Source organism: Lysinibacillus sphaericus OT4b.31, from assembly GCF_000392615.1.
Classification (GTDB): Bacteria; Bacillota; Bacilli; order Bacillales_A; family Planococcaceae; genus Lysinibacillus; species Lysinibacillus sphaericus_B.
This window is the reverse complement of record NZ_KB933398.1, coordinates 3729286-3753857: the sequence shown is the minus strand read 5'-3', so window position 1 is coordinate 3753857 and position 24572 is coordinate 3729286. Positions and strand designations below refer to the sequence as shown.

The 24572-nt window shown below is 38.5% G+C and carries 19 protein-coding genes, 2 pseudogenes and 1 riboswitch; of the genes and pseudogenes, 20 read left to right on the top strand and 1 reads right to left on the bottom strand.

Translation table 11 applies throughout. The features are described from left to right. Positions 1-75: 75 nt before the first annotated feature. From H131_RS17265 to H131_RS17240, 6 genes are all read left to right on the top strand, one after another. Complete coding sequence (locus H131_RS17265; RefSeq protein WP_010860416.1) at positions 76-1203, top strand: MBL fold metallo-hydrolase; 1128 nt, start codon at positions 76-78, stop codon at positions 1201-1203. Positions 1204-1384: 181 nt separating this feature from the next. Then, positions 1385-2161 (top strand): sulfite exporter TauE/SafE family protein, encoded by a 777-nt coding sequence (locus H131_RS17260; protein WP_010860415.1) that lies wholly within the window; start codon positions 1385-1387, stop codon positions 2159-2161. 10 nt (positions 2162-2171) lie between these two features. Next, complete coding sequence (locus tag H131_RS17255) at positions 2172-2876, top strand: DsbA family oxidoreductase (protein WP_010860414.1); 705 nt, start codon at positions 2172-2174, stop codon at positions 2874-2876. A gap of 232 nt (positions 2877-3108) precedes the next feature. Continuing rightward, positions 3109-4059 carry a c-type cytochrome gene (locus H131_RS17250; RefSeq protein ID WP_010860413.1) on the top strand — a complete coding sequence of 317 codons (951 nt, stop codon included), beginning with the start codon at positions 3109-3111 and terminating at the stop codon, positions 4057-4059. Positions 4060-4559: 500 nt separating this feature from the next. Next, positions 4560-6548 (top strand): ABC1 kinase family protein, encoded by a 1989-nt coding sequence (locus H131_RS17245; protein WP_010860412.1) that lies wholly within the window; start codon positions 4560-4562, stop codon positions 6546-6548. Between the two features lie 356 nt (positions 6549-6904). Further along, complete coding sequence (locus tag H131_RS17240; RefSeq protein WP_010860411.1) at positions 6905-8035, top strand: C40 family peptidase; 1131 nt, start codon at positions 6905-6907, stop codon at positions 8033-8035. A 180-nt stretch (positions 8036-8215) separates the two neighbouring features. On the opposite strand, the gene ytvI is transcribed toward H131_RS17240, so the two are convergent. After that, a complete protein-coding gene (gene ytvI / locus H131_RS17235) occupies positions 8216-9274 on the bottom strand; it encodes a sporulation integral membrane protein YtvI (protein ID WP_010860410.1) in 1059 nt (352 codons plus the stop codon). 92 nt (positions 9275-9366) lie between these two features. Here ytvI and H131_RS17230 point away from each other — a divergent pair, with 92 nt between their 5' ends. From H131_RS17230 to H131_RS17165, 14 genes and pseudogenes are all read left to right on the top strand, one after another. Next, the gene (locus tag H131_RS17230) at positions 9367-9915 is read left to right on the top strand and encodes a hypothetical protein (RefSeq protein ID WP_010860409.1); all 549 of its coding nucleotides are present in this window, start codon (positions 9367-9369) and stop codon (positions 9913-9915) included. Between the two features lie 96 nt (positions 9916-10011). Further along, a pseudogene (locus H131_RS17225) lies at positions 10012-10555 on the top strand (glutathione peroxidase). 153 nt (positions 10556-10708) lie between these two features. Beyond that, positions 10709-10928: riboswitch (cobalamin riboswitch) on the top strand. A gap of 175 nt (positions 10929-11103) precedes the next feature. Next, on the top strand, positions 11104-11646 hold the full coding sequence (locus tag H131_RS17220; protein WP_010860408.1) for a hypothetical protein: 543 nt from the start codon (positions 11104-11106) through the stop codon (positions 11644-11646). A 1-nt stretch (position 11647) separates the two neighbouring features. Continuing rightward, a complete protein-coding gene (locus H131_RS17215; RefSeq protein ID WP_010860407.1) occupies positions 11648-12601 on the top strand; it encodes an ABC transporter substrate-binding protein in 954 nt (317 codons plus the stop codon). Positions 12602-12923: 322 nt separating this feature from the next. Beyond that, positions 12924-13691, top strand: coding sequence for a tyrosine-protein phosphatase (locus H131_RS17210; RefSeq protein ID WP_010860406.1), 768 nt, complete (start codon positions 12924-12926; stop codon positions 13689-13691). A 203-nt stretch (positions 13692-13894) separates the two neighbouring features. Continuing rightward, on the top strand, positions 13895-15274 hold the full coding sequence (locus H131_RS17205; protein WP_010860405.1) for an MATE family efflux transporter: 1380 nt from the start codon (positions 13895-13897) through the stop codon (positions 15272-15274). Further along, positions 15274-16104, top strand: coding sequence for a putative RNA methyltransferase (locus H131_RS17200; protein ID WP_010860404.1), 831 nt, complete (start codon positions 15274-15276; stop codon positions 16102-16104). The genes H131_RS17205 and H131_RS17200 overlap by 1 nt, the downstream gene beginning before the upstream one ends. 78 nt (positions 16105-16182) lie before the next feature. Next, complete coding sequence (locus H131_RS17195; RefSeq protein WP_010860403.1) at positions 16183-16791, top strand: lysophospholipid acyltransferase family protein; 609 nt, start codon at positions 16183-16185, stop codon at positions 16789-16791. Positions 16792-16848: 57 nt separating this feature from the next. Further along, positions 16849-17313 (top strand): low molecular weight protein-tyrosine-phosphatase, encoded by a 465-nt coding sequence (locus H131_RS17190; RefSeq protein ID WP_010860402.1) that lies wholly within the window; start codon positions 16849-16851, stop codon positions 17311-17313. Between the two features lie 234 nt (positions 17314-17547). Beyond that, positions 17548-18267 carry a YebC/PmpR family DNA-binding transcriptional regulator gene (locus H131_RS17185; RefSeq protein WP_010860401.1) on the top strand — a complete coding sequence of 240 codons (720 nt, stop codon included), beginning with the start codon at positions 17548-17550 and terminating at the stop codon, positions 18265-18267. 217 nt (positions 18268-18484) lie between these two features. Beyond that, positions 18485-19785, top strand: a pseudogene (locus H131_RS17180) (arsenic transporter). Positions 19786-20219: 434 nt separating this feature from the next. Next, complete coding sequence (locus H131_RS17175; protein ID WP_010860398.1) at positions 20220-21962, top strand: methyl-accepting chemotaxis protein; 1743 nt, start codon at positions 20220-20222, stop codon at positions 21960-21962. A 102-nt stretch (positions 21963-22064) separates the two neighbouring features. Continuing rightward, on the top strand, positions 22065-22625 hold the full coding sequence (locus tag H131_RS17170; protein WP_036131636.1) for a YdcF family protein: 561 nt from the start codon (positions 22065-22067) through the stop codon (positions 22623-22625). Between the two features lie 82 nt (positions 22626-22707). Further along, positions 22708-24405: a M3 family oligoendopeptidase gene (locus H131_RS17165; RefSeq protein WP_010860396.1), complete on the top strand. Its 1698-nt coding sequence runs from the start codon at positions 22708-22710 to the stop codon at positions 24403-24405. Positions 24406-24572: the final 167 nt, after the last annotated feature.

Sequence of the window (24572 nt, the reverse complement as noted above, 5' to 3'; positions counted from 1 at the left end):
ATATAAAAATTAGCGGAGAGGCTTGTCCTTCCCGCTAAAAAAATCAGAAAAACAATACCTGAGGGGGTACATTCAGTGTCAGTACAACAATGGAGCGCTGCGGATGTAGCGAAAAAAGTAATTAATAATGAAGAATTATTTATTTTAGATGTACGAAATGCGGATGCATTTGAGGATTGGAAAATTGATGGACATAAGTTTGAGTACCTTAATGTTCCGTATTTCGAGCTATTAGACGGCGTAGAAGGTATTTTAGCAAAAATCCCGACTGACAAAGATGTACTAGTTGTTTGTGCGAAAGAAGGCTCGTCGCTGATGGTTGCCGATATGTTAGCGGAAGCGGGGCTAAGAGCCAGTTATTTGGCTGGCGGTATGAAAACGTGGAGTGAATATTTAGAGCCGATAAAAGTAGGCGATTTAACAGGTGGCGGTGAGCTTTATCAATTTGTACGTTTAGGTAAAGGTTGTCTTTCTTATATGATAATCTCTGAGGGCGAGGCAGCAATTATTGACGCTGTTCGTTTCACAGAAGTATTTACAAACTTTGCGAATGAGAAAAACGTAAAAATTAAGCATGTATTTGATACGCATTTACACGCTGATCATATTTCGGGAGGGCGTCATATCGCAGCGACAACAGGTGCGACGTATTATCTACCTCCGAAAGATGCAGAAGAGGTTGTGTTTGATTTTACCCCGTTAGTAGATGGTACTACGGTACAAATTGGCGCAGCTAGAATTGATGTGGGTGCAATTTATTCGCCAGGGCATACAATTGGTTCAACTTCGTTTGTTGTCGACAGTAACTATTTGTTGACGGGTGATATTTTATTTATCGATTCAATTGGACGTCCAGATTTAGCTGGTCTTGCAGCAGACTGGGTTGGGGATTTACGTGAAACGCTTTATAAGCGTTACCGCGAACTTTCGGATGATTTAGTTGTGTTACCTGCTCACTTTATGATCATTGATGAGTTAAATGAAGATGGTACAGTGGCCAAACGTCTCGGTGAATTGTTTGCTGAAAACCATGGCTTAACTATTGAGGATGAGGCAAAGTTCCGTAGCGTTGTAACGGATAATTTACCACCACAACCGCATGCATATCAAGAAATTCGTCAAGTGAATATGGGTAAAATCACACCAGCACAAGATGAGCAAACGGAAATGGAAATTGGCCCTAATCGCTGTGCAGTAAGATAGGTGGCTAAATTGTGTGCGTGCCAGGCACTTACACAATTCAAAAGGCGTAATTATGATGGTGAGTGTTCAAGCTTGGACACTCACCTTTCTCCTTCATTCAGCGGGTGTTGACAAGGGGGTATGCGAAGAGTCTAATTGTGTGCGTGCCTGGCACTCACACAAAAGAAAGAAGGAAAAATAAATGGATGTAACATGGATTATTACTATATTTTTAATTGGTTTTGTAGGTTCATTTGTGTCAGGGATGCTAGGTATTGGTGGTTCGATTATTAAATATCCAATGTTATTATACATTCCACCTTTACTAGGTTTATCAGCGTTTACAGCACATGAGGTATCGGGTATTAGTGCTGTGCAAGTACTCTTTGCTTCGATTGCTGGAGTGTGGGCTTACCGTAAAGGTGGCTATTTGAATAAATCGCTCATTATTTATATGGGAGGGGCTATTTTAGCCGGTAGCTTTGTTGGTAGTTATGGCTCCCAATTTTTATCGGAGACAGGCGTTAATGTCGTTTATGGTTTACTAGCACTGATTGCGACAGTCATGATGTTTATTCCGAAAAAGCAAATTGATGATAAGCCAATGAATGACATTAGTTTTAATAAAGCATTAGCTGCATCTCTAGCCTTTGTCGTTGGTATTGGTTCAGGAATTGTCGGAGCGGCGGGTGGTTTCCTGCTTGTCCCGATTATGCTTATTGTATTAGGGATTCCTACGCGCATGACGATTGCATCAAGTTTAGCAATAACCTTTATTTCATCCATCGGTGGAACAATTGGCAAGTTAATGACAGGGCAAGTCGATTATTATCCAGCAGCGATAATGATTGTGGCTAGTTTAATTGCTGCACCATTAGGAGCAAATGCGGGGAAAAGTATGAATACGAAGGTATTGCAATGGATTTTAGCCATACTTATTTCGGCAACGACTATGAAGATTTGGATAGATATTTTATAGGGAGGTTCCAATGAAAATTGAAATATTTTCTGATTTCTCCTGCCCTTTTTGCTATATAGGGGAGAAAGAATTAGAGCGAGCGATTGAAGAGGCTGGGTATACTGGCCAAGTAGAGATAGAATTTAAAGCGTTCCAAATCGCTCCGGAGGCACCAAAAGAGCTAGGTCAAAACTTTTATGAGTATTGGATGGCTCATCACCAGGTGACACTGGAAGAAGTGAAGCAAATGACTGCCGGTATTGTAGAGCGAGCAAAGGAAGTGGGACTTGCCTATAATTATGATGAAATAAAAACGGCGCACACAGAAAATGCGCATCGCTTAGCGAAATGGACAAAGCAGTATAGCAAAGACGTGGATTATAATGAAGCCTTGATGGCTGCCTATTTTATTGAAGGTAAGGATTTAAATGATGAGGCTGTTTTGCTAGCAATTATCAAAAACTTAGGCTTAAACATTGCTGAAGCAAAAGAAGTGCTTTCTTCGAGTGATGCTTTTATGGAGGAATTGCATAAGGATCGTTACGATGCGCAGCAAATTGGTGTACAAAGTGTACCGTTCTTTGTATTTGAAAATCGTTATGGAATCAAAGGAGCAGAGCCGAATGAAGTATTCGTACGCACATTGCATCAGACAGCTGAAATGGTTGGCTTAAAGTCTTCGGTGAAGATGGTTGGTAATGGAAAATTGGCGTGTAAGGATGGCTGTAAACTTTAAAGGAATGTTGGCAACCGGGTACAGCAATGTACTCGGTTTTTTGGCATAAAAATAATTATACGTGAAGGGGTATTAAGTCTAGGTTTTTCTGTTATAGCACATTAAATACTTCCTTTTTTATCCAACTTTGTTGTATATAAGGTTCAAATATTAGGGAGTGTGAGAAAAATCACATCCAAAAATACATTATCTTGCTAAAGTAAAGTTAGTGATACAGAGGGGGGTATGAAAGATGAAAGCTATAGTAACGGGGATTGCAGGAACGGTATTAATAGCTGGTTCACTTTTTGTGGGAGCAGTCGTAAGCGATAAAATCTTAGGTGATGCGAATGGAGAAACAGAAGATGCAACGGTACAAACACAAGTACCGACAACAGCAGCTTCTCAGAAAGTTGTCTACGCACCACCTAGTATCGAAGAAGTGCCAGATGGACCTATGAAAGAAGCGATTTTATATGGCTATGAGCTTGTGAATAATACACATGTTGCTGCAGATGAATACGTTGGTAATCAATTATCTTGCACAAGTTGTCATGCAGGTGCAGGTTATGATGAACAAGCTTCTTCTTTAGTAGGTGTTATGGCAAATTATCCGCAATACATTGGTCGCTCAGGAAGTATTGTCACGATTGAAGAACGAATTAATGGCTGTATGGTACGAAGCATGAATGGCAAAAAATTCGAAATGAATAGTGACGAGTTGGAAGCGATGGTAGCGTACTTTGCATATATTTCAAAAGGTGTTCCAATAGGGGCAGAACGTGAATGGGCTGGTACGAGTAATATGAAGAGTGTTCCTATTCCGGATGTAGCAAATGGTGAGGAACTATATGCACAGTCTTGTATCACTTGTCATGCTGCAGATGGCTCAGGTACTGGAGCAAATTCAGGTCCAGCATTATGGGGTGAAAATTCCTTTAATGATGGTGCGGGTATGGCACGTATGACCAAAATGGCTGGTTATATTCAAAATAACATGCCGGTTGGAGCAGGAGGTACCTTAACAGATCAAGATGCTTCCGATTTAGCGGCATATATTTTAACGCAGGATCGACCAGAATGGGCAAATCATGATAAAGATTGGCCAAAAGGTGGCCGTCCGAACGATATTATGGACAAAGAGAAACGAGATCAAGTGAAAAATAACACGATTGATTGGGAGCAAGTGCTTTCAACGAATTAAACGAAAGGGATGCTGCTATATGGCAGCATCCCTTTCATATTATGTGAAGTTATATGCTGTAAACAATTTGTTGTCTCGTCACTAAAGTACACGTCTAAGCAAATGCCTAGGGATGCTGCTGCTACCTTATAGACGGTTAGTGAGTAACCACTATTTTGTACAGTCATAACGGCGTTACAACTAAGCTGACTAGATTAACAGTGCATATAACTGGGTCCACCTTTGGGATGTCGTTTATACGTTCACGAAAGCTCGCTTAGTGGAAGGTCCAACCTGATATTCTTTTTTCTTACTAGTCCTCGAACCCCAGCTTCATCCACTAGCTGAGAATGACCGAATAACTGATTTTGTGCTAATGGCTGTACGAAACAATGGCTGTAATGCATAAAATGATTGTTGATTTCACTTATTGTTTACTAACTTGAGGCTAGTAAAAGAAAGTACATGCATGAATTTGTTATACTAGCAGTATTAGGAAGAAACAACGGGGGGTGGCACTGTTGATTTTTGTGAAGTTTCTGATTCAAATCATAGTTGCTTCGGGAATCATTTACTTTGTCAGTGGTCGTTTAATAGGTTCGAGTATTAATTTTGTACGAAGAGTGCTATCTGTTGTTATTAGTGTGACGCTCACGTCCTTTGTTTACTGGTATTCATACTTGCGTCATACAGACTTTTTATCGGAATCGATGATGCAAACTGTGACAGAGGTGAGTACGCTTATTTGGATAGGTAGCATGCTACTTATTTCCATGCTGCTTTACCTTGTATTTGAACTCTTTGATTCGAGTGGTATTGCCGGTGGAGAACGACGAAACGGTCAGCGGTCGATTCTATTAAGATTACGAAGCTACTGGCGTCAGCAAAAGCGATTACGTCAAGTATTAAAAATAGCAGTCACAAACGGGGTTGTACAAACAATTAAATATGCAAGACAGCGCGAAAATGAGAAGGAGCTTGCAATAGCACTAAGAACGACATTAGAGCAGTGTGGTGGAATATTCATCAAATTTGGTCAAGTATTATCTACACGCAAAGAATTGTTTTCGCCCATATTCATTGATGAGCTAGAGCGGCTACAGCATAGTGTAAGGCCATTGCAACCTGAGCAAGTGACAAAGATTTTGGCATATTCTCTTCCAAAGCCTGTAGAAGAGGTATTCACTACTTTTCATATGGAACCTTTAGCGGCAGCATCTATAGGACAAGTACATAAGGCACGACTGAAAAATTCCGATGAAGTTGTGGTGAAACTACTGCGTCCAGAAGTGAAAGGCATAATGCGTGATGATCTGGATATATTAGAGGAATTTGCGAACTGGCTGACAAGTAAGTCAACATGGGCAGAGTCACTTGGTTTTCGAGAGTTGGCTGGTGGATTTGCCGATGGTTTACGTGAGGAAATTCATTTAGACATTGAGGTACGCAATACATTACAGGTGACCAATGCGCTTGCGAAAAGTGATTATAAGGTGCGAATTCCTAAAGTTTATACACAATACAGTGATGAAGATATAATTGTCATGGAATACGTACGTGGAAAAAGTGTATCAGAAGGCGCAGCAGAATTTAGACGGTTATCAATAGATCCGAAGCAGTTTGCACAGACGGTTCTGTATTCATTTTTTGAGCAAATGCTTTTTTCTGGTATATTTCATGCAGATCCGCATCCAGGCAATATTTACATTGATGAGAAGGATGGTGCGCCGATTTTGCTCGATTTCGGAGCGGTCGGTCGTTTGGGCGCTACTCAACAAGAAGGCTTAAAGCTATTTTTAATGGGTATTCAGCAAAACGATTCGAGTATCTTATATGACGGCTTAATGCTATTAGTAGAAAATGCTGCTCATGCAGAACGGTCAAGAATGGAGCAAGCAATCGATCAAATATTGCTAAAGATTTCTTATGTCGATCGTATTCCAACTGAAGAATTGATCCATTCGTTATTTACCGTTGTACGTGATTTCGGTCTTGCGTTTTATCCCTCTGTCGGACTGGCGCTTCGATCATTAGTGACGTTAGATGGTACGTTAAGAATCATAGATGCGCAATTTGATATTTTCACAGAGGCAAAAGATTTTTCTTCCTCCTATATGCGCGCAGCATTTTTAAAGCCTTTTAAAGAACCAATGGCTACAAAGGAACGTGTGCAAGAAGAGTTATCGATGTTAATTCCGACATTACGAAAAATGCCAAGAAGAGTGGATCAACTCATTCAACGAGTCGAAAGCGGGAAAATAATATTACATCATGATATTTTTTCAGATGAACATAATGCCCGTTTTATAACGCAGTTGTTTTCGCGTTTTGTCCTATTACTAGTTGGTATTACGTTTGGCATTATTTCCGTAGCGCTATTAGCTATCTCGCAATTTATACATGATTCCTATGCGGTTTACTTAAATACAGCAGCGTACTTAGGATTGTTCTTGTGTGCAATCCTGTTAGTACGGCTCTCCATTCAAGCATTACGTTCAATGAAACAATAGGTAGGGGGAAAATGCCCCTGCCTTTTTTTACTTACTAATAATTAGATGAGCGTATATTACAAAACCATTACAAATACGTATTGGTTAGTTGTCGTGAGAGGAGCTAAATAAGTGTTGTTGCAGTATATAGTTGTTTGTTGTAGAAGAATTAAGTGTTTTCGATAATATTACAAAAATGTTTCGAGTTTTACTAAACTATTAAAACGACGAGAAATAGTATAAAAGTTATGCTATTAATGCTAAACTTTAAAAGGCTAATAAAAGTATAAATATAAATTTGAATATAATAGAAATCGTTCAAGTGATTACATAGAACACCGAGAGCGAAATTGATGGATGAAGGGAAATGAAGTTTAGTGGGGAAGCGCAATAAATGGCGTAAGTCGATGGTGCTAACAATAGCACTTGCGGGCGGCTTATTATTTAATACAGTACAACCAACCGAAGTACATGCAGAAGAAACTTCTCAACAAATGATTGAGAAAAAAGCTCAGATTGATGCAGAAGTTAAAAAATTAGAGGCAGAGTTGACAGATCTGCAAAACGATATTGATGAAAAAGTTAAAGTATTTAACCAAGTACAAGCAGAAATTAAAGAAGTTGATGCTAGTATCGTGGAAACAGAAAAGCGTATCGAGCAACGTTCTGCTATTCTAAATGAACGTATGGCTGCATACCAAGCGCAGGATAACACAGTAGGGGTTTATTTAAGCGTAGTCCTTGAAGCGAAAAGCTTTGCAGATTTAATGGACCGTGTCGTAGCGGTTAAAACATTAATGGATGCTGACCAAGAATTGGTCAATCAACAAGAGGCAGATAAAGTAAAATTAGAAGAACAAAAAGCAACTTTAGATGAAAAACAAAAAGAATTACAAACGCAATTCCAAGCGCTTCAACAAAAAGAAAGCGAAATGGAAGTTAAAAAAGCTGAAAACGAAGCAAAATCACTTGCGTTAAAGGCTCAAATTGCTACTAAACAAGAAGAGGAACGCTTAGAAGCGGAACGTAAAGCAGCTGAAGAGGAAGCGGCTCGTTTACGTGCACTTCAATCAGCTACACCTGTAATGCAAACAACTAATAATGGTGGTGGTAAACCGCAATCAATCGTTGTTGGTTCAGGTTCAGGCACAGCTTCTTCAGGTGATGCTATTTCAACAGCTAAACAGTTTTTAGGTCGTAGTTACGTATGGGGCGGTAGCAATCCGTCAACAGGCTTTGACTGTTCGGGTCTTGTACAATGGTCATACAAGCAAGCAGGCGTTTCATTACCACGTACAGCATCCCAGCAATATTTAGCAACACAACGCATTTCTGCAAGTGAAGCACGTGTAGGTGACTTAGTATTCTTCAGCTATGGTTCAGGCGTAGCACATGTCGGTATTTACCTAGGCAACAACACGATGATTGACGCTCAAAACAAAGGTGTTGTCATCGAATCACTTGATTGGTGGAATCAATATTTAGTAGGCTTTGGTCGCATTCAATAATCCTACTATTTTATAGACGATTTAAATAGCAAAAAGGTCATCTTTGTAGAGTAAATTACAAAGATGGCCTTTTTTAAAGGTTCGAAAATATAAATTTCTTTATTCAAGTCAAGACATTCGTGCTAAAAATTGCTGACCAACGCTCACCGCAATTAAAGGCCACTTGTGCGTTTTTATATCTTAAATTTTGAAATTAAACTTGATAATACCTGTTTCTTTTAAAGCAAAGAATAAAATAATAAAAAATGGTCCAGTCAGCAAACCGATAATACCAAATAGCTGAAGTCCGATAAACATGGCTATTAATGTTGGTAAAGTAGACAAACCAATATGATCTCCCATCATCTTAGGCTCGACTACTCGACGAATAATGAGTAAAATAACTGCTAAGATGAATAATTGAACAGAAATGGAGGTGTTTCCCATCAATAAATGATAAAGCCCCCAAGGTGCCAAAATAATAATTGATCCAAGGAATGGAATAATGTCGATAAGCCAAATGATAAAAGTCATAGTAATCGCATATTTTGGCTGAATAAAAAGAAGTCCAACAAGTGTGACACCTCCAATTATAAAGCTAACGAGTAGATGTGCCTTCATAAAACCAAAAAATGCGTCTTTTAAGCGATTCGAGATTATTTTCATTTTTTTTGCGGTAGATGGCTTTAAATATTTGTAAGTTATCTGTTTTAATTTTGGTAAATCTAGCATAAATAAAAATAAAACAATCATATATACGAGAAGACTAATAAAGAGGCTTGGAATTTCAGAAAAGAATGCGGTAACTTTGGTATAATTAAAGAAGTTTAGAAAAGATTCTTCAATTTTCTTAATGAAATCCATCGTCGTATTTTGAAGTGATATACTCACTTCATCGGGGAAGTCTTCGGTATATTTAGAAATGTTATCTTGCATGTGAAGCCACATTTCCGATATTTTGGAAATATAATAGGGAGCTTGCTTAGAAATAACTATTATTTGCGACATGAGCTGTGTAATAGTAAAGTAACAAATAATAGAAATAAAGATAACGCTCATTATGTAAATGAAGGCGACTGCAATTTTACGTGACATTTTCCACTTACGTTTAAAAAACATAACTATTGGCTCTAAGAAAAAAGCCGTAATCCCCGCCAATATAATAGGCACGGAGACTGGTATGATAAAATATGCCGCAACTATTAGACATATAATCACAAGCGTTCGTAAAATCAACTTTCGGGTAATAGATTTATTCATAAACTCTCCTTCTTGCTATAAATTAAGTTAAGTGTAACATAAAAAATTTAAAATTTTATAACGTTCTGACAGAATAAAGGTAGGGATGAATCATGGAAAAAGAGATTTTGCAACTTTTTAGTAAATTAACAGAGCATGACCGTGAAATCCAATTCGAGTCTTACGAAGAATTGATGAAAATTATGCAAGAACCAGTTGATTGGACATACGCAGTCTGGGAGCAGCTTGTTCAAGCCCTTACATATAAAGATGGACATGTACGTGCGCGGGCAGTACAGTTTTTATGCGCATTGGCGGCAAAAAGTGATCCAGAAGAACGTGTATTAGAAGATTTTTTGAAAATCTGGGCAGTAACATATGATGATAAAACCGTAACAGCTAGACATAGTCTGCAAGCAATTTGGCAAATTGGTCTTGCGGGACAGGTGCAAAGGGATTTAGTTGTTTCGTATTTAGCAAAAAGATTCCAAACATGTATTGATGAGAAACATTCGACACTCATTCGATATGATATTATTGTATCCTTTAAAAAGTTGTTTGATGCCACAAGCGACAAGAAGCTATTGGAAATTGCACAGAGATTAATTGAAGAAGAGCAAGATGCAAAATATAAAAAGAAATATAAGACAGCCATTCGTTAAACAAGCGTAATGGCTATTTTTTATGTTAAACCTCTTTTATTGGAGAAAATAGGGTTTATTGCTATAATCATAAAAAATATAAAAGGGGTTTAAAAAATGAGAATTTATAATTATTTAGTGAAAAAGCCAAATGGTGAAATTTTATCAATGGAAACCTATCGTGGAAAGCCTATGCTAATTGTCAACACAGCAAACCAATCGTTTTACCTATCAGCTTGAGGATTTGCAAAAAATGTATGAAAAATATGGCGAGAATAATTTCGTTGTTTTAGGTTTTCCTTGTGATCAATTTGACAATCAAAATCCTGAAGATGGCGAGGAAACAACACAACTTTGCAAGATTAACTACGGTGTGACGTTCCCAATTTTTGAATTAGTGCAAGTAAACGGTGAGACGACACATCCGTTATTCAATTATTTAAAACATGAAGTGGGTTTTCGCGAATTTGGGAAGGCAAATATGCAAGAAAAAATGTTGGCGCAAGCTATTGTCCAAATAGCACCTAGTTTTTTAGATGGTCGTAATATTCGCTGGAACTTTACAAAGTTCTTAGTAGATGGCAATGGTAAAACGATTGCGCGCTTTGAACCGACTGATTCACAACTAGATATTGAACAAGTTATCGAAAAAATATTATAGTCAGTAATTATTATAGAATTTTCAGGGGAGAACTACAAATAGCTAATCGTTATGTGGAAATAGTGCTAGGTTCTGTATGTTTTTGAGCGAGTTTTCTGCAATTTCGCAACTACTTTTTCATCACAATCTATGATAAACTGCTTTACAAGTGAATAATTCTTGCAGAATAAGGGTGCTAGTCCATAGCATAATCGGGAATTCGGTGTAAAACCGGAGCTGTTTCCGCAACTGTAAGTGCAGAAAAAATCATAAAAATAAGCCACTGTCGAAGATTCATAACTTTAGTAGATGGGAAGGTTATTATGATAACATCGCTACATACAAGGTAGTGAACTGTACAAGCCAGGAGACCGACCTTTATTTGAGCGTATAAGTACTCTTCGGAAGTTAGGAGGATATGCGGCAAATACATAGGCAATGTCGTGTCACAGCGACGCAACTTATGCATTTTCGTCGTTCCACTATTAATGGGGGAGGGCGTTTTTTTTATGCACGTTTAGCTCAAATCCAGTAGGAATATTTTCACGAAAGAAAGTGGGGTTTCAGGATTGAAAAAAGATGCGCGTTATTCATGTTATCCGTTTATGCGTGAAAAAGTATCGACGGTCGATTATGAGATTCGAACAGATAGCCTAACAACGCATGTGGGCGTAGCCTTGGCTGCTGTAAAGAAAGAAACAGTTGAGGTTGTTGCGGTCGATTTGATGGCAATTTTGCCAATGGCTTATCATGTGAATGGTTCAGTACGTGGCAAATTAGCTGTAACTGATGGAGATTTAGCATGGCTGAGCGATCGTTATGATTTTTACGTTGAACATGTTAGAGATGAAATTCAAAACTTTGTTTTACCACAAGGGACGGAGGCTGCCGCTGCACTTCATCTATGTCGAAGTGAAGCAAAAAAATCATACCGTGCCTTGCACAAAGTGTCAGAGGAGCGAGAAGTACCAGCCATTCTTTTCGATTATTTAGGATTACTGGCCAATGTATTTTTCGTTATGGCTGTATACATGAATCAACAGGCAGGAATTGCTGAAATTCCGTTTATAAGTAAATCATACCCAATGAAAAAGAAAAAGGAGATTGAGTGAAGTGAAGAAATTCGTTAATTTTCAATGGCTTTCGATTTTAATGTTAGCGCTTGTCCTAGTAGGTTGCGGTACAACTGATGAAGCGAAAAGTGGGGACACATCGAAGGAAGTAAATACAGCTGAAGAAACAGGCTATAAAGTGACAGATGATCGTGGTGTAGAAGTGACATTTGATGCTGTACCAAAAACTATTGTGTCTTTACAGCCAAGCAATACAGAAATTTTATTTGCATTAGGTGCGGGTGATAAAATCGTAGGCGCTACAGAATATGATACATATCCAGCAGAAGCACAGAACATTGAACGTGTTTCAGATTCTATGACGTTTAATAGCGAGCGCATTGTGTCATTAAAACCGGATGTGGTGATTGCTTACACTACTGATGGTAAAGTTGATGCGTTAAAAGGACTTGAAGATGCAGGTGTGAAAGTATTTGTTATTAAATCAGCAGCTTCATTTGAAGATGTTTATGGAGATATTGAACAAATTGCTACTGTCATGGGTGTTGAGGATAAAGGTGATCAACTAAATGAAGACATCAAGGCTAAAATAGCTGATGTTCAAGCAAAAGTAAAAGATGTAGAAAAACAAAAAAATGTTTACTTGGAAATTAGTCCGAAGCCAGAGATTTATACAGCAGGTTCAGGTACATTCCAACAAGAAATTTTAAATGCGGCTAAAGTGAACAATGTATTTGCTGACAAAAAGGATTGGGTAAAGGTTTCTGAGGAAAACGTCATTGCTAAAAACCCTGAAGTCATTCTAACAACTGTAAATTACGGCGAAGACCCTGTGGCAGAAATCATTGCACGCAATGGTTGGAATACGATTACAGCCATTCAAAACAAAGTTGTGTTTTATATAGATGCTGATATATCCAGTCGACCTGGTCCACGTATCGGCGAAGCGGTTGAGCTAGTAGCCAAAGCTGTCTATCCTGAGTTATTTCAATAATTGAAGACTTTTTAAAGCCGTCCCATAAGTTAGGACGGCTTTTTGATATGTTATGAATCATACCCCGCCCCAATTACATCAGGAAATGACGAGAAGCGCTCGGGTAAAGGCGAGAACTGCTCAGGTTCAGCAGCGCACCGATCGGCTGGCGTGTACACAGCATTTACTTTTAGAAGCCGTTTTTACGTACGCATAGATGTTTAGTGATTCTGAAAAGGCATTGCTGTGTGCAGAAATGCATTAGTGTGAAAATTGGTATTATCCTTATTGGTTCTATAGAATAGAGGATAAGGTGATTGCTAATATAAGGGAGGCGTAGTGGATGACACAGTTTGACATGAAGGTTATTCCGTTTGAAGCAGTCTATAATTTCCGCGATATGGGTGGCTATAAAACAAAGGATGGGCGTACTGTCAAAAAAGGCTTGATCTATCGTTCGGCAGCACTTGGAAAAATGACGTTGGCGGATAAAGAACGTTTTGAGACACTAGGTGTGAAAACGATTTTTGATTATCGGGACAAACATGAGGCGCAGAACAACCCTAATCCGACATTTCCAAATGCGAAGTATATACAAATTCCTGCCAAGGGGAACCATGCTTTTGAAATGCCTACGAATACTGGCGGGCAAAATTTCTATAAAGTTGTAAGTCCAGAAATGTTCTGCGAATTTTATGCGCAGATGCCTTTTAATAATGCTTCGTTTAAACAATTAATCACAACGATTCAAAATCCTGAAAATTTAGGGCTTGTCCATCATTGTGCAGTCGGGAAGGATCGAACAGGTATAGGTGGTGCGCTGATTTTATTAGCCTTAGATGTACCTGAGGAGATTATTATGCAAGATTATTTAGATACGAATGCACTTTTACGCCCTATGGTAGATCGTATGGCCCAGACTATTCAGAAGGATTTTAATGATCGTGAATTACAGCAGTTCTATGCATTAATGTCTGCACGAGAAGATTATTTACAAGCAGCATTCGATGCAATGGATGTACGTTATGGCTCAAAGACAGCCTTTTTAGAGCAAGAGTTGGGTCTAACGAAAGACAAACGTCAACAATTACAAGCTAATTGCTTAAGTTAATAAGTCACCCTTTCACACGAGCTTTGTGAGAGGGATTTTTTTTGTTAACTTTCACGAGTCGAAGCGTTTTTGTATTTGAGCTCACTGAGGAATATTGCGACAGATTTTGCTACTCATTCTCACCGTATTATTCTTTACAGCAGAGAAATCTATGATAAGATACAATAGATTTTTATGTAATGTAGAGAGAGAAGTGACAAAGCTTGGCAAGTACGATTAGAGAGAAAAAAACGGCTGACCATTTGAGTTTATTTCATTTAACGTGGCCGATTTTTTTAGAAGTTTTTTTATTTATGCTAATGGGGCTGGCCGATACGTTTATGCTTAGTGCTTTATCTGATAATGCTGTATCAGGTGTTGGCGCGGCCAATCAATATATTCATATTGCAATTTTAATACTTGAAGTTGTCGGAAACGGTGCTTCGATTGTTGTGTCGCAGTATCTAGGTTCAAAGCGTTACTTTGAGGCGGCAAAGATTTCAGCATTGGCAGTGACCATGAATTTATGCGTAGGACTAATTATGAGTGTCGTGTTCTTTTTTGGTGCAAGCAACTTAATGTCAATGATGAATTTAAAGGGCGATGTCTTGGCTTATGCCCAGAGCTATTTAGTTATTATTGGTAGTTTTATTTTTTTACAAGCAATTATCAATGCGTTAGCAGCGGTGATTCGTGTACATGGTTGGACAAAGCAAACGATGTATGTTTCCCTTGGCATGAACGTGCTCCATGTTGTATTAAATTATGGCTTAATTTTCGGTAATTTAGGGTTACCAGAGTTAGGAGTAAAAGGTGCTGCTATTTCCTCTGTTATTAGCCGTGGACTCGCAGTAATCGTGTTTTTATGGCTGTTGTATCAAGTGATGGAGGTTCGTGTAAAGATTGAATATTACTTCACCTATTCAAAAGAATATGTCCGGAAAATATTAAATATCGGCTTACCGTCAGCTTTTGAGCAGGTGCTATATCAGTTCTGTCAAATTATATTCCTTTACTATGCTACGTATTTAGGAGCTGAAACCCTTGCGGCAAGACAATATGCTATGAATATTTCTATGTTTACGTATTTATTTGCTATTGCAATTGGTACAGGGACAGCGATTATCATAGGTCGTAATGTAGGTGCTGGCAAGAAGGATGAAGCGTACCATCAGCTGTGGTCAAGTGTACGGGCAGCTTTTATTTTCACATTAATAATGGTGGGAGTTGTGACGATTTTCCGTAAACAGCTTATGGGCATTTTTACGGATAATCCTGAAATCGTTGCTATTGGGGCGTCTGTCTTAGTATTGAGTATTTTGCTTGAAACAGGACGTACAATGAATATTGTTGTCATTAATTCATTACGTGCCTCAGGCGATGCAAGATTTCCTGTGAAAATTGGTTTCCTATCAATGGTCTGTATGAGTCTACCGCTTGGCTATTTGCTTGTATTCGTTTTAGACTGGGGATTAATAGGGATTTGGTTAGCTATTTCAGCGGATGAATGGATGCGAGCAATTATCGTATACTTTAGATGGAAAAGTCGGAAATGGGAGCGTTTCGCACTCGTTTCACCAACAGAGCACAAGGAGGCGAATTAATGGGAGCATTATCTAAACGAGCGGCCGGAGCGGAATTGATGAATAAAAATATCATGCTATTCGCTTGCCCAATTTGTCAAGAGCCTATGAAGGTGCATGAACAAGGAAGACTGGAGTGTGCAATGCATCACTCTTTTGATATTGCCAAGCAAGGCTATGTTAATATGCTGACACATGGCGCTGCTTCAAAATATAGTAAGGATCTTTTTGAATCTCGCAAAGCTGTTATTGATAGTGGTATGTACGATTTACTTGAAGAAAAAATTAGAAATCTAATTGCTACTGCGGAAACAGTACTGGATACTGGCTGTGGTGAGGGCTCACATTTAGCCCGCATTATGGCGCATAAGGGAGGTATCGGCATTGGAATTGATATAGCAAAGGAAGGTATTCTAGCCGCAGCTCGACATTATCCAGAGCAAATTTGGTGTGTTGGCGATTTAGCGAAGAGTCCATTTGCAAAAACAAACTTTGATGCTATTTTAAATATTTTATCGCCAGCGAATTATGAGGAATTTAAGCGACTACTAGTACCAGGTGGCTGCGTGATAAAAGTTGTACCGCAAAGTGGTTATTTACAAGAGCTTCGCACACAGCTATATGCTGATTCAGCTAAAGAAACGTATTCGAATGAACAAACGGTAGAACGTTTTAGAGAAAGTTTTGCGGATGTGATGGTTGAGCGTGTTACCTATTCTGTTAGACTCACTTCAGAGCTGGTTCCTGCACTCCTCGAAATGACACCGATGGGCTGGCATAAATCAGAGGAAGCAAGAATTATACTAAATGAAATAACAATTGATGTCGATGTGTTAGTGGGAAAGGTCTAATTTTGTTTACCTAATTGCAGTATACTAGTCTTTTCGATTACAATAGTGGTAACTATTCAATAAGATAGGAATGAGACAGTGTATAAATTTGTAGCAAGCCTCGTCAAGATAATATTAAAGTTAATGGGCTCGAAAGCTCGTGTGTATGAGGAGCAGAACTTACCAAAGGATGATGGGTTTATTATTGCCTGTACACATACAGGGTATGTTGATATTTTAAACTTAGGTGTTTCGATGTATCCACGAGAAATTCATTTCATGGCAAAAAAGCAGTTATTTGATATAAAAGGCCTTGGCTGGCTTATTGGCCATTTGAATGCCTTCCCAGTTGATCGTGATAATCCAGGACCGAGTGTCATTAAAATTCCTTCACAGTTATTAAAAGAGGGAAAAATTGTTGGGATTTTCCCATCTGGTACACGTAATTCGGAAGGGGCCGATTTAAAGCAAGGTGCAATTACGATTGCACAGTTGTCAAAATCGCAAATTGTTCCAGCCGCTTACGTTGGTGCACGTAATGCCGGCGATGTATTTAAGCGTGGCAAGGGCTATTTAATTTATGGTGAACCTTTTTATGTAACAGGTAAGGGTAAAGACGGACGTGAGGAATTTATGAATCATTTAGAGCATGAACTAATTGCGCTGACTGAAGAGTTACATCAGCGGATTGCAGCAGAGAAAAAGTAAAAAGTAAGCACTCAAAATCATGTGATTTTGAGTGTTTTGTCGTAGGAGGACAGTGACATGATTCGAGTACTTTTCGTTTGTTTAGGTAATATATGTCGTTCACCAATGGCCGAAGCAGTGATGCGTGATTTAATAGGGAAAGCACATCTAAGTGATGCCATTGAAGTGGATTCTGCCGCGACAAGTGCGTGGCATATTGGGGAACTGCCACATCGTGGTACGCAGGACAAGCTTCGAGAGTATGGGGTTTCGACGGTAGGGATGAAAGGACGCCAATTACAAAAGATTGATTTCGAGCAATTTGATTATATTGTTGGAATGGATGGTAGTAATATTCGTAATATCCACACTATGTTGGGCAATTCAGAGTCACCGAAGATTTTTCGCTTTTTAGATTTAACAAGCCACCGAAAAGACGTACCCGACCCTTACTATACAGGGGATTTTCAAGAAACCTATGACTTAGCCGTAGAAGGATGCCAAGCATTATTAGAAAAAATTACACAAGAAAATAAATTGTGAAGATGCCTCTATTTATTAGAAAGTAGCATAAAGAGAGTCTCTAAATCATGAAATTATCACTAACTGAAGTCTCATAAAATAGCACCTTAAACATTGGTATATCTAGCTTTGTAAGCATCATTGTGTTATTATTTGCAGAGTAAAGATACGATAAGTATTTAAATACCATTTATAGATGTGTAGTTGTGCATCTAGGATTTTTATAAACTTTATTTTCGAAAGAGAGTGGAAACAATGGGTCGTAAGTGGAACAATATTAAAGAAAAGAAGGCGTCTAAAGATCAAAGCACAAGTCGTGTAAATGCAAAATTTGGTCGCGAAATTTATGTAGCAGCAAAATCGGGCGAACCAGACCCTGAATCAAACCGCGCCCTTAAAGTTGTCCTTGAACGTGCAAAAACATATAGTGTCCCAAAACACATCATTGAAAAGGCAATTGAAAAAGCGAAAGGTGGCAGCGATGAAAACTTCGATGAATTACGTTATGAAGGTTTTGGTCCTGCCGGGACAATGCTCATCGTGGATGCCTTAACAAACAATGTAAACCGTACAGCATCTGATGTGCGGGCAGCATTTGGTAAAAATAATGGAAACATGGGTGTAAGTGGTTCAGTAGCTTACATGTTCGATTCAACAGCTGTTATTGGTTTAGAAGGTAAGTCAGCAGACGAAGTACTTGAGATTTTAATGGAAGCAGATATTGATGCTCGTGATATTCTTGAAGAAGAAGAAACGGTCATTATTTATGCAGAGCCAGATCAATTCTTTGCTGCTCAAGAAGCACTGAAAGAGGCAGGCGTACAAGAATTCACAGTAGCCGAGCTTTCTATGTTACCGCAAACAGAAGTTACATTAACTGGTGATGATGTCGCGAAATTTGAAAAATTAATTGATGCATTAGAAGATTTAGATGATGTACAAAATGTTTACCATAATGCAGATTTAGGCGAATGATTTCTGGGAAATGGTAATGGGGCTGTCCCAAAAGTAACAATAGTATGCTAGGAGTACTCCTAGTATGCTATTTTTTTGCTGAATAGAGAAAAAATTGCCGTAGACTCCTACAGCTCGTACGTTGCCCCTGAAAAATGCTGGTTTTTAACATATAGGATAGTTGGACGTTATTGTTTAAAGTGCTTTTAGACAGACCCTTTAATTAGGGAGGAGAATTATGCAGGCTTTTTTAGCAATCGTAGTATTTTTGGTAACGTTATGTTTAGTTATTGTGCAGCCACGTAAATTGTCAATCGGTTGGTCGGCATGTATTGGGGCGTCAGTTGCTCTGACATTGGGTGTTGTGACATGGCATGATGTTTTTGAGGTCACCGGTATTGTATGGAACGCAACATTATCGTTTATAGGCATTATATTAATTTCGCTTATTTTAGACGAAATTGGTTTTTTTGAATGGGCAGCGCTACACTACACATGGCACGACTTGCAAAAGGTAGTGGGGTTCGTTTATTTATTTATAGTGCCTGCCTCGGCGCAATCGTGTCAGCTTTATTTGCGAATGATGGTGCTGCGCTCATTTTAACGCCGATTGTTTTGGCGATGGTACGTAAGTTGAAATTGACAGAGAAGATGGTTTTTCCTTTTATTATAGCGAGCGGTTTTATTGCGGATACAACTTCACTCCCCCTAGTGATCAGCAACTTAACAAATATTGTTTCAGCGGATTATTTTGGTATTGGTTTTATGGAATATGCTGTACATATGATAGTGCCAAATATCTTTTCGTTACTAACAAGCGTAATTGTACTCTATGTATTTTTCCGAAGATCGATACCAAAGCATTATTCGATGGAAGCAGTAGAACAACCAGCAACTGCCATCCGTGATAGCAGGCTATTTCATTTATCGTGGTATGTCATAGGGATTCTACTAATAGGTTTCTTTTCGAGTGAGTTTTTTAAAATTCCCGTATCATTCATTTTGTGTGGTGTCGCGCTGATCTTTTTATGGCTAGCACGGGGCAGTCAACATGTAAATACGAAGCGAGTTGTAAAAGGCGCGCCATGGAATATTGTGTTTTTCTCTATTGGTATGTATGTGGTTGTATATGGCTTAAAAAATGTAGGCATGACAGGTTTACTAGCAGAATTATTAGAGCATGCCGTACAGCAGGGCTTATTTGTAGCTACTATAACGATGGGCTTCGTAGCAGCGATTCTATCAGCTGTTATGAATAATTTACCTACTGTTATGATAGATGCGTTAGCCATTTCTGAGACAAGCGCAACAGGCACTATTAAAGAAGGGCTTATTTATGCAAATGTTATTGGCACTAATCTAGGACCAAAAATGACGCCGATTGGATCACTGGCAACATTAATATGGCTTCATATATTAGCGCAACAGGGCATTAAAATAGGCTGGGGGCAATTTTTTAAGATAGGTATTATTTTAACTATACCGACACTTTTCGTTACATTAATAGCATTGATTGTTTGGATAGCCATAATAGCGTAGGAAAGAGCTCAAAGTTGAAATAGAGTTATAGGTACTAGTGTTGTACTACAATCAATTACAAGGATATCTACAGTTAATCTAACGTTGGACAAGTTGTCCAAATTCACTTAAAAGGAAAACATGAAATTTCGATTTTTGCATAGGCCTTTTTACAAGTAGCATAGTTGATTTGCTAGGGCAAACGTCAAAAGAAGTAATTGAAGTTAGTTATTCTGTTAAATTATGAAAAAAATCAAAAAACTATTTTTTTACGGACCAAATTCCTGTAGAAAGATAGTTTTTTTCTATACACAAAGATATGTATATTAGCATATTACGACAATAATGCAACTAATTTGCTTATTTTTTGTGATTTACCCATTGTGTAAACTTTGAAACCATACCATAATATAAACTAATACATTTTGTGAACGAGAAGAAAAGGGGTGTAAAGCATGAAATTTTTACGTTCAATACAGGGGAAACTAATTATCATTTCATTAGCATTACTAATAGTGCCAAGCCTAATTATTGGTATAGTTAGCTATGGGACAGCAAAAGATGGTATGGAAGGTCTTGGAGAACAAGTTATTCAAAATAGCGTTGAATCTGCTTTGCAATTAATTGAACTGGCGAATGAAAGTGTAGAAAAAGGCGACATCCCGTTGGAAGTTGCGCAAGAAAGAGTACGCGAGGCATTTCTTGGTCCAAAGGACGATGACGGAAAGCGACCAATTAATTATCCAGGAAATTTGGGTGAGTACGGATATATATATGTGTTAGATGATAAGGGAACATTAACTACCCACCCTACTCGTGAAGGGGACAATCTTTGGGAAGATCAGGATAGTAGCGGCAAGTATTTTATTCGTGAAGTTACTGATAGAGCACTTGAAGGTGGCGGTTTTACACAATATGAGTTTGAATTACCAGGACAAACAACATTGGCTGATAAAATAATCTACTCCGAAAAAGACCCTCATTGGGGTTGGATTATTGCATCGGGTACATATATGCAGGATTTTAATAAAGAAGCGCATTCTTTATTATTAGTGATTGGACTTACATTATTTGGGGCAGTTATTATTGGGAGTATAATTGTTATCTTAGTTTCTAGACATTTAGCTCTACCTATCGGTCGTTTGTCGAAACGTGTTCGTGAAGTGGCAAAGGGAAATCTGACTGTTGAAATCGAAAATTTACAACGTTCCGATGAAATTGGCCAATTAAATGAAGGCTTTAATGAAATGGTTAATCAATTAAAAACATTAATTACAGATGTTGAAGAGTCGATTGTAGAAATACAAGCAACTTCTTCTAATCTTACAGCGGTGGCAGAGGAAACAAATGCATATGGTGATGAAATCGTAAAAGCAATTAATGAAGTATCAAAAGGCGCAGTGCAACAGGCATCAGATGCTGAGGATACAAATCGCACAGCGCTTGAGTTTGCACAGCAAATCGTCGTTTTACACGATAAAAACACATCTATGTTGAGTTCATCACAATTGATGAAGCATTCCAATGAAGAAGGTTTAGCAAATTTAAGTAAATTGAAGGAAAAGTCATTGGAATCGTCAGCACTAATAAATAATGTGCAAACTGTTTTCGACAGTCTTATTGTAAAAGTTAGAGAAATCGAAGGCATTGTTGGAACGATTAATGAAATTTCCGATCAAACAAACCTTCTGGCATTAAATGCATCGATTGAAGCAGCTCGTGCAGGTGAACATGGGAAGGGCTTTGCCGTAGTGGCAGAGGAAGTACGTAAACTTGCAGATCAAACATCAGTAGCAACAGAATTAGTCCGTACAACGTTACGAGGTATTGAAAGTGAAACACATCTAGTGACGGGCGAAATGCACAAAACGAATGCCATCGTTCAAGCGCAAAATGATTCGGTTGCGATTACAGAATCATCATTTAGGGAAATTGAGTTAGCAGTTGAAAAAATCATTTCTGCAATTGAAGAAATGGCAACTGGCGTAGAACATTTAAATCAGTCGAAGGATGAAATCATGCATTCTATTGAAAGTATTGCACATATCAGTGAGAAAAATGCAGGTACATCAGAGGAAGTAACTGCATCTGTTGACGAGCAACAGCGTGCAATACAACTTGTAAGTGAATCCTCAAATGATTTAACGGATGAAATCTCTGCATTACAAGAGTCTATAAAACGCTTTATATTACGATAACTGATCGGATGTTTGTACAGTAGTAGTACTTTGTACAAGCATCCTTTGTCATTTTCGGACGTTGATAGTAGTAAAGGGGTGATGCATTTGAAAAAGTGGACAATGAGGGTAACGATTCTGCTATTGTGCATTGGCGGTGTGACTTATATATGGCTAGGACAAGAAATGAGACGTGGTGCTCAGCCAGTCGCAAATGGGACAGCTACATATATGATTGTACTTGGGGCCAAGGTAAAACCAGATGGAGTGCCCTCACTCTCTTTAAAAAACAGATTAGAGGAGTCAATTGAGTATTTAACTAAGTATCCACATGTCAAGGTGATTGTATCAGGTGGGCAAGGCTCTGATGAGGACAGGACAGAGGCTTCCGTTATGCTCGACTATTTAGTGAAAAGGGGTATCCCAGCTGAACGTATTTTACTAGAAGATCAATCCACATCGACATACGAAAATTTACTATTTTCAAGAGAGTTATTACCAGAGGGGACAAAGCACATTACGATTGTTTCAAATGATTTTCATTTACAACGGGCGAAGTATTTAGCAAAATCTCTAGGCTTTGAGGTGGATGTTGTTGCCGCGAAAACCCCTAAGTCTGTTGAAACGAAGCTCAGAATACGAGAAAGAGCAGCGCTATTAAAAACATATATTTTTGGCTATTAATGCTATTTTTAGTTTCTTAATATTATGTATTTGGCATATAATAGAAATATCACTGTGTATACGACAGAAAGAGGGGACTTCTATGACAACGTTTAAAGATTATGAATACCAACGTCCGAATGTGGAGGCATTGAAAGAGCAGCAATTAGCTTTAATTGTGGAATTTAAGGATGCACAAACTGTTGAGGAACAAAGTATTCTTATTGAGAAATTAAATAAGCTAAGTAATGATTATGCTACCATGGCAAACTTAGTTTATATTCGTGCGTCCATTGATACGAATGATGACTTCTATCAGGCTGAACGCGATTATTTCGACGAAGTTGGCCCAGAGTTAGAAGAAGTTACTACGGAATACTATAAGGCATTAGTTGCTTCACAATTTCGCGGGCAATTAGAAGAAAAGTGGGGACAACAGCTATTTGATTTAGCTTCCTACCAAATCAAAGGCTTTTCACCAACTGTCATCGATTTAATGCAAAAAGAGAATAAAGTGATTTCTGAGTATAATAAGCTAGTTGCCTCAGCACAAATTGAATTTAATGGGGAAACATTAACACTTGCACAGCTTGGCCCATATGCTGAATCGACTGATCGCGCTATGCGTAAAGCTGCAACAGAGGCAAGGTTTGACTTTTTCGCAGAGCATGAGGAGGAGTTTGACCGATTCTATGACGAACTAGTTAAGGTACGTCACGAAATCGCTGTGAAACTTGGCTATAAAAATTATGTTGAACTTGGCTATATACGAATGAACCGTATTGATTATGATGCGAGTATGGTAAAGAAATTCCGTGATCAAGTGCGTGATTTAATCGTACCGCTTGCAACAAAGCTATTTGAACGTCAAGCAACGCGTATCGGTATCTCTGATTTCAAGTTCTATGATGAAAACTTAAATTTCCTAACAGGGAATGCTACACCAAAGGGTGATCCAGAGTGGATTGTTGCCAATGGTAAAAAAATGTACGAAGAATTATCAGCTGAAACAGGTGAATTCTTCAACTTTATGATTGATAATGATCTGATGGATTTAGTGGCGAAGAAGGGGAAAGAAAGTGGCGGTTATTGTACATTTATTGAAAATTATCATGCGCCGTTTATTTTCTCGAATTTCAATGGAACGTCAGGTGATATCGACGTACTAACACATGAGGCTGGACATGCCTTCCAGGTGTATTCAAGCCGTAACATTGGCATTCCTGAATATTTATGGCCAACATATGAATCTTGTGAAATCCACTCTATGAGTATGGAATTCTTCACATGGCCATGGATGGAATTATTCTTCAAAGAGGACACAGAGAAATATAAATTCACACATTTAAGCAGTGGCCTATTATTCCTTCCTTATGGAGTTGCTGTTGATGAGTTCCAGCACGTTATTTATGAAAACCCTGAAATGACACCTGCTGAGCGTAAAGCAGCATGGAAAAAAATCGAGGAAACCTATTTACCACATCGTGACTATGATGGTAACAGCTATTTAGAAGCGGGTGGTATATGGCAACGACAAGCGCACATCTATGCAAGCCCGTTCTACTATATTGACTATACATTAGCGCAAATTTGTGCATTCCAGTTCTGGAAACGCTCACGTGAAGAATTTGCTGCAGCCTGGAAGGACTATCTACATTTATGTGGTTTAGGCGGTTCTATGTCATTTACCAAGCTCGTAAAAGAAGCTGGACTAATTTCGCCATTTGAAGATGGCTGTGTCGAATCGGTAATTGGTGATATTGAGAGTTACTTAAATTCGGTTGACGACACAAAGTTATAGCATGTGGAGGAGACAGTCCGAAATGGATATAGTTGCTCCTAAATTATTATAGAATATTTATGTAAAAATTTCGCGATACTCCTGCGGGACAACGAGCCGAGCGATACTTCACAGATGCTTTAGTATTAGCATCTGTAGGGGCTTGCGGATCCCCGCGGGAAGAGAGC

Coding starts and splice junctions, on each gene's coding strand:
- H131_RS17260 (WP_010860415.1), top strand. CDS start 1,385: ATGGATGTAACATGGATTATTACTATATTTTTAATTGGTTTTGTAGGT.
- H131_RS17255 (WP_010860414.1), top strand. CDS start 2,172: ATGAAAATTGAAATATTTTCTGATTTCTCCTGCCCTTTTTGCTATATA.
- H131_RS17250 (WP_010860413.1), top strand. CDS start 3,109: ATGAAAGCTATAGTAACGGGGATTGCAGGAACGGTATTAATAGCTGGT.
- ytvI (WP_010860410.1), bottom strand. CDS start 9,274: ATGAATAAATCTATTACCCGAAAGTTGATTTTACGAACGCTTGTGATT.
- H131_RS17230 (WP_010860409.1), top strand. CDS start 9,367: ATGGAAAAAGAGATTTTGCAACTTTTTAGTAAATTAACAGAGCATGAC.
- H131_RS17210 (WP_010860406.1), top strand. CDS start 12,924: ATGACACAGTTTGACATGAAGGTTATTCCGTTTGAAGCAGTCTATAAT.
- H131_RS17200 (WP_010860404.1), top strand. CDS start 15,274: ATGGGAGCATTATCTAAACGAGCGGCCGGAGCGGAATTGATGAATAAA.
- H131_RS17190 (WP_010860402.1), top strand. CDS start 16,849: ATGATTCGAGTACTTTTCGTTTGTTTAGGTAATATATGTCGTTCACCA.
- H131_RS17185 (WP_010860401.1), top strand. CDS start 17,548: ATGGGTCGTAAGTGGAACAATATTAAAGAAAAGAAGGCGTCTAAAGAT.
- H131_RS17175 (WP_010860398.1), top strand. CDS start 20,220: ATGAAATTTTTACGTTCAATACAGGGGAAACTAATTATCATTTCATTA.
- H131_RS17170 (WP_036131636.1), top strand. CDS start 22,065: ATGAGGGTAACGATTCTGCTATTGTGCATTGGCGGTGTGACTTATATA.
- H131_RS17165 (WP_010860396.1), top strand. CDS start 22,708: ATGACAACGTTTAAAGATTATGAATACCAACGTCCGAATGTGGAGGCA.